Origin of the sequence: Rothia mucilaginosa (assembly GCF_001548235.1) — a bacterium.
In the GTDB taxonomy this organism is placed as follows: Bacteria; Actinomycetota; Actinomycetes; order Actinomycetales; family Micrococcaceae; genus Rothia; species Rothia mucilaginosa_B.
The window spans coordinates 1,085,265-1,100,481 of record NZ_AP014938.1 but is presented as its reverse complement, the minus strand read 5'-3'; the positions used below and the strand labels follow the sequence as shown (position 1 = coordinate 1,100,481).

13 protein-coding genes are annotated in these 15,217 nt (G+C 59.1%); 6 read left to right on the top strand and 7 right to left on the bottom strand.

The features are described 5' to 3' along the window. Positions 1-11: 11 nt before the first annotated feature. Entirely contained in the window at positions 12-1,064 is a 1,053-nt protein-coding gene (locus RM6536_RS04215) for an ornithine cyclodeaminase (RefSeq protein WP_005504242.1), read from the top strand. A 190-nt stretch (positions 1,065-1,254) separates the two neighbouring features. On the opposite strand, the gene RM6536_RS04210 is transcribed toward RM6536_RS04215, so the two are convergent. The 6 genes from RM6536_RS04210 to RM6536_RS04185 form a co-directional block, all read right to left on the bottom strand. After that, positions 1,255-2,067: a hypothetical protein gene (locus RM6536_RS04210; RefSeq protein WP_060824168.1), complete on the bottom strand. Its 813-nt coding sequence runs from the start codon at positions 2,065-2,067 to the stop codon at positions 1,255-1,257. An 87-nt stretch (positions 2,068-2,154) separates the two neighbouring features. Next, on the bottom strand, positions 2,155-2,979 hold the full coding sequence (locus tag RM6536_RS04205; RefSeq protein ID WP_060824167.1) for a hypothetical protein: 825 nt from the start codon (positions 2,977-2,979) through the stop codon (positions 2,155-2,157). 240 nt (positions 2,980-3,219) lie between these two features. Further along, positions 3,220-3,966 carry a TrmH family RNA methyltransferase gene (locus tag RM6536_RS04200; RefSeq protein WP_231918005.1) on the bottom strand — a complete coding sequence of 249 codons (747 nt, stop codon included), beginning with the start codon at positions 3,964-3,966 and terminating at the stop codon, positions 3,220-3,222. A gap of 123 nt (positions 3,967-4,089) precedes the next feature. Next, positions 4,090-4,671 carry an orotate phosphoribosyltransferase gene (gene pyrE, locus RM6536_RS04195; RefSeq protein ID WP_005504234.1) on the bottom strand — a complete coding sequence of 194 codons (582 nt, stop codon included), beginning with the start codon at positions 4,669-4,671 and terminating at the stop codon, positions 4,090-4,092. A gap of 79 nt (positions 4,672-4,750) precedes the next feature. Further along, on the bottom strand, positions 4,751-6,358 hold the full coding sequence (locus RM6536_RS04190; protein ID WP_060824166.1) for an anthranilate synthase component I family protein: 1,608 nt from the start codon (positions 6,356-6,358) through the stop codon (positions 4,751-4,753). A 27-nt stretch (positions 6,359-6,385) separates the two neighbouring features. Beyond that, a complete protein-coding gene (locus RM6536_RS04185; protein WP_049350220.1) occupies positions 6,386-6,718 on the bottom strand; it encodes a rhodanese-like domain-containing protein in 333 nt (110 codons plus the stop codon). A 310-nt stretch (positions 6,719-7,028) separates the two neighbouring features. Between RM6536_RS04185 and RM6536_RS04180 the strand changes: the two genes are divergently transcribed. The 5 genes from RM6536_RS04180 to RM6536_RS04160 all read left to right on the top strand — a co-directional run bounded on the left by RM6536_RS04180 (position 7,029) and on the right by RM6536_RS04160 (position 13,516). Beyond that, a complete protein-coding gene (locus RM6536_RS04180; RefSeq protein WP_060824165.1) occupies positions 7,029-8,489 on the top strand; it encodes a peptide MFS transporter in 1,461 nt (486 codons plus the stop codon). A 358-nt stretch (positions 8,490-8,847) separates the two neighbouring features. Continuing rightward, a complete protein-coding gene (locus tag RM6536_RS04175) occupies positions 8,848-10,038 on the top strand; it encodes a Fic family protein (RefSeq protein WP_060824164.1) in 1,191 nt (396 codons plus the stop codon). A gap of 246 nt (positions 10,039-10,284) precedes the next feature. Then, a complete protein-coding gene (locus tag RM6536_RS04170) occupies positions 10,285-10,809 on the top strand; it encodes a DUF4242 domain-containing protein (RefSeq protein WP_060824163.1) in 525 nt (174 codons plus the stop codon). A 30-nt stretch (positions 10,810-10,839) separates the two neighbouring features. Then, a complete protein-coding gene (locus RM6536_RS04165; RefSeq protein WP_060824162.1) occupies positions 10,840-11,925 on the top strand; it encodes an acyl-CoA dehydrogenase family protein in 1,086 nt (361 codons plus the stop codon). Positions 11,926-12,181: 256 nt separating this feature from the next. Continuing rightward, positions 12,182-13,516 carry a uracil-xanthine permease family protein gene (locus RM6536_RS04160; RefSeq protein ID WP_060824161.1) on the top strand — a complete coding sequence of 445 codons (1,335 nt, stop codon included), beginning with the start codon at positions 12,182-12,184 and terminating at the stop codon, positions 13,514-13,516. A 111-nt stretch (positions 13,517-13,627) separates the two neighbouring features. Here the strand turns inward: RM6536_RS04160 and RM6536_RS04155 are convergent, their stop codons facing one another. Further along, positions 13,628-15,145 (bottom strand): ATP-binding protein, encoded by a 1,518-nt coding sequence (locus tag RM6536_RS04155; protein ID WP_060824160.1) that lies wholly within the window; start codon positions 15,143-15,145, stop codon positions 13,628-13,630. Positions 15,146-15,217: the final 72 nt, after the last annotated feature.

Below are 15,217 nucleotides of genomic sequence, written 5' to 3'. Positions count from 1 at the left end.
AGGAGAAAATCATGACTGAACGTCCTAGCGCACACGCGGTGGAATTTGTTGACGTCGCCTCGATGGCGAAGTGGATTCAGAAGGACGGCGTAGGCAACATCATTGCCGGCATGGTCGACTTCCTCGAAGAAGACTTCAAGAAGTGGCAGAGCTTCGACAAGATTCCGCGCGTCGCCTCCCACACCCCCTTCGGTGTGATTGAGCTGATGCCCACCTCCGACAACATCACCTACTCCTTCAAGTACGTGAACGGCCACCCGTCGAACCCGGCACGCGGCTTCCAGACCGTGACCGCGTTCGGTCTGCTCGCTGACGTGGACAACGGCTACCCCGTGTTCCTGGCTGAGATGACCCTGCTGACCGCGCTGCGTACCGCCGGCGTGTCCGCCATGGTTGCTAAGCACCTGGCACGCAAGGATTCGAAGAAGATGGCGATGATTGGTACCGGCTCGCAGTCTGAGTTCCAGGCGCTGGGTATGCGCGCGGTGCTCGGCATTGAGGACCTGTCCGTCTACGACGTTGATCCGCACGCGATGGAGAAGTTCCGCCGTAACCTGGAGCCGCTGGGCTTCCGCATCCACCTGGCTAAGGACGTGGACGAGGCTGTTGAGGGTGCCGACATTATTACCACCTGCACCGCCGATAAGCAGCAGGCGAAGGTTCTGCTGGACCGCCAAGTGAAGCCCGGCGTGCACCTGAACGCTATTGGTGGCGACTGCCCCGGCAAGACCGAGCTGGAAAGCGAAATTCTGGACCGCTCCACCGTGTTCGTTGAGTTCCCGCCGCAGACCCGCATTGAGGGCGAGATTCAGCAGAAGGACCCGGACTTCCCCGTGGTGGAGTTCTGGAAGGTTCTGACCGGTGAGGAGCCCGGCCGCGTGTCGGATGAGCAGATTACCCTGTTTGATTCGGTGGGCTTCGCGATTGCTGACTTCTCGGGTCTGCGTTATGCCCGTGCGGCTACGCAGGACACCGACCTGCAGCAGTTCATTGACCTGGTTGCTAGCCCGGATGATCCGAAGGATCTGTACTCGCTGGTGAACGTTAACGTTCCGGTGGGCTAAAGGGCTAAAGTAACCTGACGCTGAGTGGCCTTGAGCTGGCGGGCCTGTAGGTGCGCCAGCATGGGCTGCGAGGTTGAGAGTGAATAAAGTGAGGGCCGGGGAGTGGTGACACTCCCCGGCTCCTTCTTGTGAAATTTGCTTGTGGGCATTCTGCGGCTGGTTCGCCCGTTCTGCCCTTCAGCGGGTGTGGCTACTGGTGGGTGGCGATAATTTCACGCGCCCTCGCCACACGCTTTTCTTTCTCTTCTTTCAACTGGTTAAGCTTCGCCTGATCCTTCTCAATGAGAGGACCCTGATAGGATGCCTCAAGATCACCCAAACGCTGAGCCATACCCACCTTCTGGTTGCATTCAGCTTCGATGGTTGCGAGGCGAATTTCTTCCGGCTTAGTTTCTTCGTTGCCTTGGGAGGAGGCCATGAAATGTGCGCTTTCTTCGGACATCCAGTCGCTTTCTCCTTCTCTGGGGGTTAGCCCACGTTCACGCAGGCAGGTCCACCATTCTGAGCGGATATTTTTCCACTCATCGGTTTGGGAGGCGTAGGTGTATGCCTGTGAGTTTAGCTCTCCTACGAACCGGTATTCTTTTTCGTCCAGTTCAACCTCAGAGAATGCGGTTTTCACCTCTTCTTGGCACCGGGCGTTGATGTCGTCTGATGCTGAATCGTCTGGGCCTCGGGATTCCTTCTGGGAGTACCCGTACTTTTTGGCGTACTCGACGTTCCAGTTGCCGTATAGCCCCCCGGGTTGCGGGGTGTCTATTGAGGGCACAGCGTAGGACTGCCCGTGGTGCGCGTAGCATTCGGACATGAGCGTGTGCCACGCCGTGCTCACCGTACGGACTGTTAGTTCATCGAAGGCATACTCGTCCAGTGGAAGATGTATATAGTTCTTTGAATAATCGAGAACAGCTTTTCGTGAGGTGTCCCGCTCGGCACTGTTGGAGCAGGACACGCACGCCCCCAGCAGGCAGAATACTGTTACCGCAGAGAGAGCCTTACGCATAGGCTTTTCCTCCTCCATACCTCGTTGTAGCGTTAAACGGAGTTACCCCAATTATCCCAAGAGCTCCTATCTTCTTGTTACTGATATCTACTGGTGGGTGGCGATAATTTCACGCGCCTTGGCTATCTTCGCGTCACGTTCAGCCTTCAAATCATTCAGCAACGCCTGATTCTTCTCAATCAAAGGCCCCTGATAGGACGCCTCAAGATCACCCAAACGCTGAGCTAACCTCACCTTCTCACTACATTGAGCTTCAATGGTTGCCAGGCGGATCTCCTCCTCCAACACTTTGGGATCATCAGAATTCAGACTGGCCATTCTGGCCGCTTCTTTGCTCGTCCATTCGCCGTCCCCGGTGCGAGGCGTCAACCCTTTCTCACGCTGACAGTCCCACCAATCTGAGCGGGCTTTCTTCCATTCAGGGTCACCCTGCGCACGCTGGTACGCTTCGCCACGGATACGATTGACGGGGCGGTACTTTTCCTCATGAGCCTCATCAAACTTGAGCGCATCCAGTTCTTCCCGATGCTCTTCGTGGCAGCTGTCCTTGACGTCTTCAGGGATGCTCTCATAAATCCTATACTGCTCTTCTCTGACTTTGCTGGACGTATAATGATTCGCCGCATGCTTCACATTCCAGGAGCCGTACTGGGAGGCGCCGCTAGAAACCCAGCCGTTTTCTACGATTTCAAAATCGTATCCTTTTTTCGCGTAGCACTCTTTACGAATCAACAATGACGCCCTAACCGTTATATCTTTGGCCTGGTCACTCATGTCGTATTCGTCGAGCGGAAGAGTAATATAGTTATTTTCAAAATCCAGCTGGGCTTTGAGGCTAGTATCTTTAGGCGCAGCGGCGCAGGAACTTAAAGCTAAAGCAAAGCAGGCGAACAGAGCAGCAGATTTCTTCATTGTTACCGACTCCTTTCAGGGGAATGACGCCGCGGTCATTCATACCCACAACCCGCAACCAGTAGCGAGCCGAAGCCAGGAAATTGAGAGTGCGATTCTCATATCTCCTGTGATTTGCGTTAACACTAACACGCCTAGGTAATTCCATGCGTGGTTTAAGCCACCCAAAGCCCAATAAAAAGGTTCCGACGCGCACACAACGCATCGGAACCTTTAAACACCTCATAAACAGCCGCCAGGCTACGACGGAATCTGGCCAAACACATGGCGGCGAACCCACGCATGCATCGCAATACCCGCAGCCGTCGCCGCATTCATCGAACGCGTCGACCCAAACTGCTCAATCGACAACGTATCCCTAGCCGCCGCATGCAGCTCCTCCGACAAGCCCGGGCCCTCCTGACCAAAAACCAGCACACACTTCTTCGGCAGATCATAAGTCTCCAGGGGCACCGAATCCGGAAAAATATCAATACCAATAATCTCCAGGCCCTCACCCTGCGCCCACGCCACAAAATCCTCAATCGTCGGATGATGACGCACATGCTGATAACGATCCGTCACCATCGCACCACGACGATTCCAGCGGCGACGCCCAATAATATGGACCTCCTTCGCCAACATCGCATTCGCAGTACGCACCACCGTGCCAATATTCAGGTCATGCTGCCAATTCTCAATCGCCACATGAAAATCATGGCGGCGCGTATCCAGGTCAGCAATAATCGCGTCCATCGACCAGTAACGGTACTTATCCACCACGTTACGACGGTCGCCCTCACGCAGCAGCTCCTCATCCCAGTGGTCACCCTCAGGCCACGGGCCCTCCCACGGGCCCACACCCACCTCAAAACGGGCAGTACCCTGCTCAGTACCCTCAACAGTCTCAGCTACAGCCGCCTCCGCAGGCACAGCCTCAGCCGCCTCACGATTCTCAACCATCACAACCACCTTCACGCCAACAACCAGCGCCACTCCGGCGCCCACAGAGCCATCTTACAGACAAAAACCCGCACCACCAGCCACACACAGTAGCCAGCGGCACGGGTTCACCCGCCGCAACGGGAATGCCTTAAAAATTCACGAGGTCCTAGTCCAAGCCAGTAGAGACTAGTCCAGACCCAGCTCATCCTTCGAGTACGCGTACAGGCACGGAACGCCCGCAACCTCTTCCACATGCTCCTTCGCGCCGGTCGCACGGTCAACAATCACAGCAACCGCTACGACCTCAGCGCCAGCCTTACGCAGCGCCTCAACAGCAGTCAGCGCAGAACCACCGGTAGTGGAGGTGTCCTCAACAGCAACCACGCGGCGACCCTCAACGCTCGGGCCCTCCACCTGACGGCCCATGCCGTAAGACTTCTGAGCCTTACGCACCACAAACGCGTCAATCGCACGGTCCTGATCGCCAGCAGCACGCATAATCGCGGTACCCACCGGGTCAGCACCCATGGTCAGACCGCCAGCAGCCTCAAACTCGATGCCGTTCTTATCCAGCAGGTCCAGCATGACCTGACCGACCAGGCGAGAAGCCTCGTGGTGCAGGGTGATGCGGCGCAGGTCAACGTAGTAGTCGGCTTCCTTGCCGGAGGCGAGGACCACGTGCCCGCGCACCACAGCCAGCTCCATAATCAGCTGGCGCAGGCGTTCACGGGCTTCTTCAATGGGGAGGTTTTCAGAAAGCTTAGTCATAGTTCCAGTGTAGCGGCTCACGTGCAGGCGGTGCAGGCTATCCTGCGCTATCCCACTACCGCGTTATCCCGGCGCTAGGCTATTCCACCACGCGGCCCACCGACGGCGGTAGGGCGGCGCGTAGCTTCGTCAGCATCTCCTCATACTCGGCGGCAGGATCCGAATCGGCCACCACCGCGCCACCGGCAGCGAGAGTCACCGTGCCCTCATCGTGCGCCACGAGCGTGCGAATCACAATCGACAGGTTCGCCGAACCATCCGCCGACACAAAGCCCAGGGCACCCGAATACACGCCGCGAGCGCGACCCTCCAGGCGCTCAATAATCTGCATGGTCGAAGGCTTAGGCGCACCCGTCATGGAGCCGCCCGGGAAGCACGCCCGCGCGGCGGCCACCGCGGAAATTCCCTCGCGCAGGCGAGAGCTGACCGTGGACACCAGCTGGTGCACGGTCGAGTAGCTCTCCACACCCATGAGCACCGGCACGCGCACGGACGCCGGGTCAGACACCGTGGACAGGTCATTACGCAGCAGGTCCACGATCATGAGGTTCTCGGCGCGGGTCTTTGGGTCACTGCGTAGCCAGGCTGCGGCGGCGGCATCTTCCTCCGGGGTGGCGCCGCGCGGCACCGTACCCTTAATCGGCTTGGTTTGCGCGTTGCGGTGCGTATCCACGCTCAAAAAACGCTCCGGGGAGGAGGAGAGCACCGAAAAATCACCGCACCGCAGATACGCCGCATACGGCGCCGAATTGTGGGCGCGCTGGCGGCGGTACAGCTCAAAGAAAAGCTCCGGGCTCGGATTCTGGATGCGCGCGACCGTCTGCGCGGTCAGGCACACCTCGTAGCTATTGCCCTCATAGATTTCGTGCTGACTAGCGCGAACAGAATCCATATAGGCTTCCGCGGCGGGTGCAGTGAAGAGCAGAGGCTCGGTAAGCTCAGGGGCATTTACGGGGGTGCTGTCAGAAGCAGTTTTGGAGGCGGCAGTTTCCGAGGCACGCTCCCCCGCCGCGGTCAGCACCGGAGGCAGCACCGCGCTCAGCAGCCGCTCCGCCGCCTCACACCACGGCTCATCGCCCACCAGCCAGCTGCGCGCCGCACGACCCGGGCGGGCATGCTCGTGCACCAGGTAGCGGACCGCCGGCAACCACAGAGAATCCGGGGTCGGCGCCTCATGCGCCGGCAGGTAGCCAGGCACCGGGTGGCCGTGCTCCAAGCCCATGGCGGCACGCGCCTCATAGCCGAAATAGCCCACGTAACCGCCGCCCAAACCCGCGGGCAGGCCGGTTGCCGCCGCGGCATCCGGGTGCACGCGCGGTGCGGAGGCGAGCGCCGCCTCCAGCTGGACGAAGGGGTCTTCCCCGCCGGACTCAGCCGCCGCACGTGCCGAATCCACGCGCAGGGGCGAAAGCTGCGCCGGAACCGCACCCACGTACGAGGCAACCGACATGGGTGACTCTTCACGCGCCGAATCCAGCCAGAAGGAATACTCAGCACCGCCAGTCAGCAGCGGGTACGCCTCCTCGCAGTTCACCGCAAAAGGCAGCGGGCGCACGATGAGCTCCCGCGTCTGCGCATCCCACGGGATGCTCTGCAGAATACTCGGCAGGGCATGAGGGGAAGCAGAAGCGGGAGGGTTCGGGGTAGACAAAATACGGTCCGCGGAAGTTTCAGTCACGGACTCCATTGTATGGCGTGCAGGCGAACTGGCGGTTTAGTGAACGACCGCGGGTGCTTCGCCGTTCTCGCTGGTCATCGGCAGGCCGGCAGCAAACCACGCGCTGGTGCCACCAGCAATGTTGTGTGCGGCGTAGCCGTGCTCACGCAGGAAGGTTGCCGCGCGGTTCGAACGGCCGCCACCGTGGCAGATGACGTAGAAGTCTTCGCCGGGTGCAGGCAGTTCTGCCAGACGCTCAGCAATGGTGCCGAGGGTGATGTGCTTTGCGCCGGTCGCGTGGCCGCCCTCCCACTCGTAGTCTTCACGCACGTCGATGATGGTTGCGCCGGCGGGAACGTCGCGGGGGTCAACCTGGGGTACAGCGGTCATGGGGGTTCTCCTTTGAAATGATTAAAAATGAGCCGGTCGGTACGGCCGGGTGCCGGGTGGGCATAGTTGTGGTTCCACTCTATCGCGTTAAGGGCACGAGGCGCATCTAGCCCGGTATTTGGGGGTTTGTGAGATTCAGAAGCGGTGCATACGAAAAAATCGAAATGGTTTTTCATGCACTGCAAGAGAATTCATTCTTTGAAATATAGGCGCGTACCGTGTATACATATGCATGGGCAAGGGTATACACTTATACACATATTGTCCGGGTCACACAGAAAACCGGGCACAACAGAAAAGAATTTCCACCATGTCCAACACCATCACAGGTGCCGAACCCAAGGACACCAAGACCTTCTTCGGCCACCCGAGCATGCTCGCGAACCTGTTCACCGTAGAAATGTGGGAGCGCTTCTCCTTCTACGGCATGCAGGGCATCATGATCTACTACCTGTACTACACCGCAGACAAGGGCGGCCTGGGCCTCGACAAGGACCTCGCCACCGGCGTTATCGGTGCGTACGGTGCAGTCGTGTACCTCATGGCAATCCTCGGCGGTATACTCGGTGACCGCCTCCTCGGCCCCGAGCGTACCCTCTTCTACTCCGCCATCGGCATCATGGCGGGTCACATCTCCCTCTCCCTCATCCCCGGCATTCCGGGCGTGGTGATTGGTCTGCTGCTGGTCGCTATCGGCTCCGGTGGTCTGAAGAGTAACGCATCCGTGCTGGTCGGCTCGCTCTACGGCGACCACGACTCCCGCCGCGATGCAGGCTTCACTATCTTCTACATCGGTGTGAACACCGGTGCACTCCTCGGCCCGCTCCTGACCGGTTGGGGCTGGAGCACCTGGGGCTTCCACATGGGCTTCGGTTTTGCCGCCATCGGTATGGCTGCTGGCCTGATTCAGTACTCGCTGACCCGCAATAACCTGCCTGAATCCGTACACCACGTGGGTACCCCCTTCACCGGCGCCCAGAAGCGTAACTTCGCCCTGGCGCTGGTCGGTATCGTCGTGGTTCTTGGCATTCTACTGGCAACCGGCCTGATGACCGCAGACAACCTCAAGAACTGGGTCATGGCCTTCATCTTCATCGGCGCTATCGCCCTGTTCGCGCAGATGCTGACCGCCAAGGATGTCACCGCGGATGAGCGTTCCCGCGTCACCGCGTTCATTCCCCTGTGGATTGCTAACGCCGTGTTCTGGGCACTGTACCAGCAGCAGTTCACCGTCATGGCGGTGTACTCGGATGAGCGCCTCAATTGGAACATCCTGGGCATGGAGCTGACCCCGAACCTGGTCAACTCCATCAACCCGGTCTTCATCATCATCTTCGGCATGATGTTCTCCGCCCTGTGGACCAAGTGGGGCGACCGCCAGCCGGTCACCACCCTGAAGTTCTCCGCAGCGCTGATTATCATCGGCCTGGCGTTCTGGATCTTCCTCACTCAGGCGGGAGTTCAGAGCGTGAACGTCGGCTGGATTGTGCTGATTCTGTTCGTCTGCACCATCGCCGAGCTGATTATTTCGCCGGTGGGTATTTCGCTGGCGACCAAGCTCGCACCGAAGGCGCACCGCGTGAACATGATGGCGCTGTACTTCACCTCCGTGGCAATGGGTACCGTGCTGTCGGGTTGGCTGGCTCCGTTCTACAGCATGGAGACCGAGGTTCCCTACTTCACCTGGATGGGTATCATCACCATCGCGACCGGTATTCTGCTGTTCCTGGTGCACAAGCCGGTTCAGAAGCTCATGCGCGGCGTGAAGTAACCGCAAAGTTGCTTGTCTAGACCGCTGGCTCGCTTTTTTCGGGCAGCGTGAGCGTATGAGGCTAGTGCATATAGGCTAGGGGCCCCGAATCCTTGAATTACCAAGGGTTCGGGGCCCTTGCTGTATGCCCTGGCATAAGTTCCCGGTGCATGCTCCGGTGTATGCCCCAGCGGCCGGAGCGCTGGAGCCCCGGAATGTTGAGGGGCAGTTGAGGAGGGGCGTTCGGGGCATGTTCCTTAATGAGACAATCCGCGCAGATTTTCTTATTAAGCGCCTTAATAAGAAAATTGAAGTGTATTGTCTTATTAAGACCCCACCCCAAACGCACCTAGCAAGACGACACCCAGGAGGAGGAAGCATGCCCTCAGCCATCACCTGGCCCGCCCTCGAATGGGAGCCGCAAGACCCCTGGGTTCACCGGGACGCCCTCGCCTCCCGACGCGCAACGCGCCGCAACTCCGGCACCTTCTCCAGCGCCGTACCCGCCTCCATTGCCGAACTTAACGTCGAACTCAGCCCCGCACTGCGAGCGCGCCTCCAGGAGAACGCCACCGCAATGACCCGCTTCGATGAGCGGCTCCACCACATCGGCAGCATCCCCTTCTCTGCGGTTCTTCTGCGCGGCGAATCCGCCTCCAGTTCGCAGATTGAAAACCTCACCGTTAGTGCACGCAGGCTCTCACTGGCTGTCCTGGGTGCAAGCGGGTCGAAGGTCGGCGTTAACGCTGAGCTGGTGGCACGCAACGTTCACGCCATGCGTGCAGCCCTGAACACTGCTGAAAACATTAGCGTCGATAACATCTTCGCGATGCACCGCGAGCTGACCCGCGGCCTGCAGCAAGACTCCGGTGTGCTCCGCACCCAGTGGGTGTGGATTAAGGGTGATTCGCCGGTAACCGCCGACTATGTGGCGCCGCATCACGAGAGGGTTCCTGCCGCCCTCGAAGACCTTGTAGCCTTCATGAACCGCCGCGATATTGACCCCCTCGCGCAGGCGGCTATCGCGCACGCCCAATTTGAAACGATCCACCCTTTCACTGACGGCAACGGCCGAACCGGGCGCGCCCTCATCTCCGCGCTCCTGCTCGCCCGCGGCGTCACCCGCCACGTGATTCTGCCCGTCTCCTCCGGGCTGTTGCACGATACCGAAGGGTACATTCAGGCGCTCACCGACTACCGTGCAGGTGATGCCGAGCCCATCATCGAGCTCTTCATCAACGCCGCGCAGAAGGCAATCACCAACGCAGAAATCCTGGCGCAAGACATTGAGAATCTACAACAGCAGATACTAGCCACTACCCAGCGTAAAACCCCTCTCCTGCGTTCCCTCACCGATCTATGCTGCACCGAGCCCGCCTTCACCGCACACATGGTGGAGGAGCACACACAGGGGTCCCGAGCTAGTGTGTATCGCCTGCTCAACCGCATGGTGGAGCTGCAGATTCTGCGTGAAGAACGCGTCAAAATTCAGGGGCAAAAAGTGTGGACCGTCCCCGCTCTCAACCGTGCCCTTGACGATTTTGCGGCACGAGCAGGACGACGCGGATAGAAGCGCCTGCGGGTTCATTAACCCGCGTGAAAATTCTGCGGCCGCAGGCGGGTTCCAATGCGCGGAACTGTGACGATTTATGTCTCCACGTGAACACGCATGACGAAATACAGAGTCAAAAAGGACGCATTAAGCCACGAACAGAAATCTATTAGACAGTCTTCAACCACAGGTCTAAGGTGATTCCAGAACGGCCGGACAAACACGCGGCCGGCCACCCCAACGCAACCTCCCAAGGAGAACATCATGGCACTGTACCTGGTAGAACTGACCCCCGCTAACCCGTCCAAGGACGAAGCAACCGCACTCATCGAGACCGTCAACTCGTCCCTGACCAACGGCGCCGAGCTCATCGAAACCCAGGTCTCCGCAGACCACAAGATTGTCTTCGTCATCGTCGAATCCGAGAACACCGCATTCGGCCCCGACCTCGCCGCAGCAATCGGTGAGCGCGCATCCGTCGCAGGCCCCGACGCAGTCCGCCTGGTCGGCGCAGAGCTCGAAGACATCAAGAAACTCAAGAAGGACGCAGACTACCTGGTTGAGTGGGACATCCCCGCAGAAATCACCATGGAACAGTACCTGACCCGCAAGAAGGCAAACGCCCCCAAGTACGCTGAAGTACCCGAGGTTTCCTTCCTGCGCACCTACGTTCGCGAAGACACCGCAAAGTGCCTCTGCTTCTACGACGCACCCGACGAAGAAGCTGTTGTTCGCGCCCGTAAGGCCGTCAGCACCCCCATCGATCGACTGTTCAAGCTGCACGCATAGACGCGATGCTCCCCGCTTAGGAGAAACCCCATGTCCGAGTTCACTCTCGAACCCCTCTACGACTACCCCCAGCGCGAGCAGGTGCTCGCACTCGCCCGAACCCACGCAGATGCTGTTGACCGCGGCGAGCGTTCCCCCTTCGAAAACCTGCGCGAAATCGCTAAGGACGGTCTGATTACCCTGGGCCGCGACGGCGGTTCCCTGGTACCCCAGGTTTCGGTGGCTTTCGACCTTGCCACCGAGGACGCCTCCACGGCGTTCTCCCTGTGGGCTCACCGCTCGACCATTGCGTTCTTTGACGCTGTGGGCCGCGAGCTGCCCGCCGGTCTGGCGGATGCGACCGTCAGCGGCACTACCGCCATGGCGGCGGCGTACAAGGAGGCTTCGGGTCTGGCACCGATCAAGGTGGAGGGTACCCTCGTTGAGGGCGGTCTGAAGCTGAACGGTTCCGTGTCGTGGGCGTCGAACCTGTACCCGGGCGGCGTGATTGTTCTTCCGGTGGCTGTGCAGAACGCCCCGGAGAGTCACCCGAACCGCTACATTGTGACGGTCCGCCAGGACGTCGAGGGCCTGAGCATTGACTACCACCGCAACCTGCTGGCACTGAACGGCACCGAGTCCGGCACCCTGAAGTTCGAGGACGTTTTCGTTCCGAGCGAGGACATTCTGAGCGACAATATTGAGGCTTTCCTGCACGATGTGACCGCGCCGTTCCTGCTGGTTCAGTCGTCGTTCTGCCTGGGTCTTGCCGCTGGTGCACTGCAGGAGGCTGCTAAGCACCTGGACGTCTCGCAGGGCGTGTTCCGCCCTGAGTTCCCGCTGATTCTGGCGGAGTACCAGAGCCTGCGTGAGGAACTGGTTCGCCTGGCTTCTGAGCCGGAGCGTGCTGAGCGTCGTGACCTGCTGAGCCTGCGCCTGGGTGTTTCGCACTTTGCGACCATTGCTACTCACTTTGAGCTGCAGGTTGTTGGAGGCGCCGGTTACGTGGCTGATTCCCCGACTGCTCGTCGCTTGCGTGAGGCGTCGTTCCTGCCGGTTCAGTCCCCGACCGAGGGTCACCTGCGTTATGAGCTGGCGCGTTACGATCACCTGGAGAACCTGCGTGACGCTCTCTAAGCTACTGAGCTGTGTGTAGCGAGTGTTTTTATTCGCTCTTTGCATCAATACCCCGTATATGCCTTGAACCGCATATACGGGGTATTGATGCTTTCTGGGCTATATAACGGGATACAGAGCCCACGATAAGAGAATATATGCCCTGTTCAACGTATCCCTGCTCATATTTACACCCGTTTAGCTGAGACCTAAACCCATATGCGCGTAGAATTATGTGGAATTTTATACACCACCACATTCACCTCAGGAGCTCCCTTTGAGCATCTCTAAGCTTCTCGGCTTTGACTGGTCGATCCACGGCGACGGCCGCAGCATCAAGCCCGGTTCCTTTGTTGCCCCGAACGAGCGCCTCGCATGGCCGATTACCATCGGCATCGGCGCGCAGCACGTGGTCGCAATGTTCGGTGCAACCTTCCTCGTGCCGATCATTACCGGATTCCCGCCGGCAACCACCCTGTTCTTCTCGGGTATCGGCACGATCCTGTTCCTGCTGATTACCCGCGGACGCGTCCCCTCCTACCTGGGCTCCTCCTTCGCGTTCATTGCGCCCCTGGCGGCTGCCATGAACTCGCACGGCCCCGCTGGTGCACTCGGCGGTATCGTCATGGCGGGTGTGGCGCTGTTCCTGGTCGGTCTGATTGTTCAGTTCGCTGGCACCGGCTGGCTGACCAAGCTCATGCCCCCGGTCGTAACCGGCTCGATTGTGGCGCTGATTGGTTTCAACCTGGCGAAGAGCGCTAAGGACAACTTCATGGTGGCACCTGTGACCGCGCTGGTGACCCTGTGCTCCATCATCCTGATTTCGGTGCTCTTCAAGGGCATTATTGGTCGCCTGTCCATCCTGCTGGGTGTGGGCATCGGCTACATTACCGCTGTCATTCGCGGCGAGGTGGACTTCTCTAAGATTGATACGGCTGTGCAGACTCAGGGCATCATCGGTCTGCCGCACTTCCAGACCCCCGAGTTCCACTGGGAGCTCGCAGGCCTGTTCATCCCCGTGATTCTGGTGCTCGTCGCTGAGAACATCGGTCACGTGAAGTCTGTTGCTCTGATGAGCGGTAAGAACCTGGACGACTACTCCGGCCGCGCCCTCATGGCGGACGGTCTGGCAACCACCATCGCCGGTATGGGTGGCGGTTCCGGTACCACCACCTACGCTGAGAACATCGGCGTGATGGCTGCGACCAAGGTGTACTCCACCGCGGCGTACTGGGTGGCTGCTATCTTCGCGATTGCGCTGTCCATGTTCCCCGCATTCGGTGCGGCAATTGCGACCGTTCCCGCGGGTGTTCTGGGTGGTGCCGCAACCGTGCTGTACGGCATGATTGGTATGCTCGGTGCCCGTATTTGGAGCGAGAACCGAGTGAACTTCTCGAACCAGATCAACCTGACCACCGCCGCTGTGGCGCTGATTGTGGGTATTGCGGACTACACCTGGACCTTCGGTGAGCTGTCCTTCGCTGGTATTGCTCTGGGTACCGCTGCGACCCTGATTATCTTCCACCTGATGACCTTCATCGCGAAGTACACGAAGGCTGCTGGCGACCCGCTGGAGCCCTTCGACCCTGAGAAGAGCGCTGAGGTGCACTAGGCGCCCGACCGCCCGCTGGAGTGATTCTCCCAAGGCGTAGGCTGTAAGAAAAGCGGCCCGGATGGATTGGTTTCCATCCGGGCCGCTTTTGCACGTTAGCCCGATGTTCGATTAGGCCAGGCGGTACACGGTGTTGCGGTTGCCTCGACCGCCTTCACGGGTAATAACTCCTTCTTGAAGGAGCTTCGTGAGGACGTACCGGACCTGCGGTTTCTGCAGCTCAGCAAAAGGCTCTGGAAGAGCACCCATGATGTCGTCGATACCGGCGGGGTGGCGTAGCGAGCGCAGAGCGAGGAGCACCGCCTCCTGACGGCTACTGGGAACCGTAGGTGACGATTGGCGCGGGTCTACGTCCGACTTCTGCTGCGGTGAACCGACGTCAGCGGCATGAGCACCATCCAGAGGCTCCCTGCTGATAATCGCAGTAAAACGAATGACCCCGTCAATGAACTGGATGGGTTTCAGCCCTGCCTGACGCACCGCCTCCTGCGCCGTGTAGATGCCGCTACCCTCACCCTCGATGACTCGGTATCCGTCGTCGGGGGTTGTTACGTGCGTGCACACGTCATACAGGCGGTCGTTCACGCGGGAACGTTCGCCGTACTCTTGCAGGCGCTGGAGTGTGATTCCGTATAGGCCGCCGGGGTTTTCTACAGAGATTCGGTCGGGGAAAATCCTGACGCGCACCTCTTCGGTATCTGCTTTGGGGTTGAGGCTGCGGTGTACGAGCGCATTCGACAGGATCTCGCGAAGGGCAATATCGGGCACTTCCTGCCCGTTGACGAGGTGCCCATTGGTCAGCTCAACAACCGGGTGTGCCAGGTTCCGCTTGACCCATGCCAGGGTCTCTTCGAGCATGGCGGGGATGGGGCCGTCCGCTTCGAATTTGTCGAGGTTACGGACTTTACCGCTTGGGTCGATGACGACTCCGGTGACTTTGAGCGAGGGCCTGAACTCTTGAGGGTAGGCACCCAAGGCGTACAAGCCCGCAAGGGAAAGGTTGTCGGTTCCGAGGGCAATAATTCCCTTGCGGCGGAGCACCTCTTCATCGGAGCTTGTAGCAAGGCGGCGTGATTTAGCGCGTACGTCTCGCAGATAGGCAGTTTTGAGGCCTTCATCTAGGTCAGCCAGGGAGGTGTATTCCACCGGTTCCTCATCGAATCCGATGCGTGTCCGCTGAGCCACCATCAGGTCGGTTTCGTGGCGGCTCATTTCGTGGTCGCCATCGCCGGAACGCACGTACGCTTTACCGCCAATGTAGGCGGGGCGTTCGTAGGGAGGCAGCGGAGGGATGGTGGCAACAAAGATTTTGGCGTCTTCGTAGAGGATGGTGCCGGATTCCATGGTGTTCGGCGGCTTGAGGCCCCTGCGGAGCTTGTTGCCGAGAGTTTTTTCTAGGTCTGCAGGGTCGTATACGCCTACAGGTGCAAAGTCATTATTCTCATCGAGGCCGCAGATAATGATTCCGCCCGTGGAACTATTGGAGAAGCTACTCAGGGTTGCATCTAGGCTTCCAGGGTAGCCTCCGTGGGCTTTTTTGACCTCGATGAACTGCGTATCGCTGCCGTGAGTACGCAGTAGTTTGATGGTTTCAGCAAGCCATTCGGGGGTCCATTCCACGTTGTTCATACAAAAAATTTTAGTCTAGACACAAATCAGATGTAAATCAGACACAAAAATTTGAGTCTAGACATAAATTTT

Coding starts and splice junctions, on each gene's coding strand:
- RM6536_RS04215 (WP_005504242.1), top strand. CDS start 12: ATGACTGAACGTCCTAGCGCACACGCGGTGGAATTTGTTGACGTCGCC.
- RM6536_RS04210 (WP_060824168.1), bottom strand. CDS start 2,067: ATGCGTAAGGCTCTCTCTGCGGTAACAGTATTCTGCCTGCTGGGGGCG.
- RM6536_RS04205 (WP_060824167.1), bottom strand. CDS start 2,979: ATGAAGAAATCTGCTGCTCTGTTCGCCTGCTTTGCTTTAGCTTTAAGT.
- pyrE (WP_005504234.1), bottom strand. CDS start 4,671: ATGACTAAGCTTTCTGAAAACCTCCCCATTGAAGAAGCCCGTGAACGC.
- RM6536_RS04190 (WP_060824166.1), bottom strand. CDS start 6,358: ATGGAGTCCGTGACTGAAACTTCCGCGGACCGTATTTTGTCTACCCCG.
- RM6536_RS04185 (WP_049350220.1), bottom strand. CDS start 6,718: ATGACCGCTGTACCCCAGGTTGACCCCCGCGACGTTCCCGCCGGCGCA.
- RM6536_RS04180 (WP_060824165.1), top strand. CDS start 7,029: ATGTCCAACACCATCACAGGTGCCGAACCCAAGGACACCAAGACCTTC.
- RM6536_RS04175 (WP_060824164.1), top strand. CDS start 8,848: ATGCCCTCAGCCATCACCTGGCCCGCCCTCGAATGGGAGCCGCAAGAC.
- RM6536_RS04170 (WP_060824163.1), top strand. CDS start 10,285: ATGGCACTGTACCTGGTAGAACTGACCCCCGCTAACCCGTCCAAGGAC.
- RM6536_RS04165 (WP_060824162.1), top strand. CDS start 10,840: ATGTCCGAGTTCACTCTCGAACCCCTCTACGACTACCCCCAGCGCGAG.
- RM6536_RS04155 (WP_060824160.1), bottom strand. CDS start 15,145: ATGAACAACGTGGAATGGACCCCCGAATGGCTTGCTGAAACCATCAAA.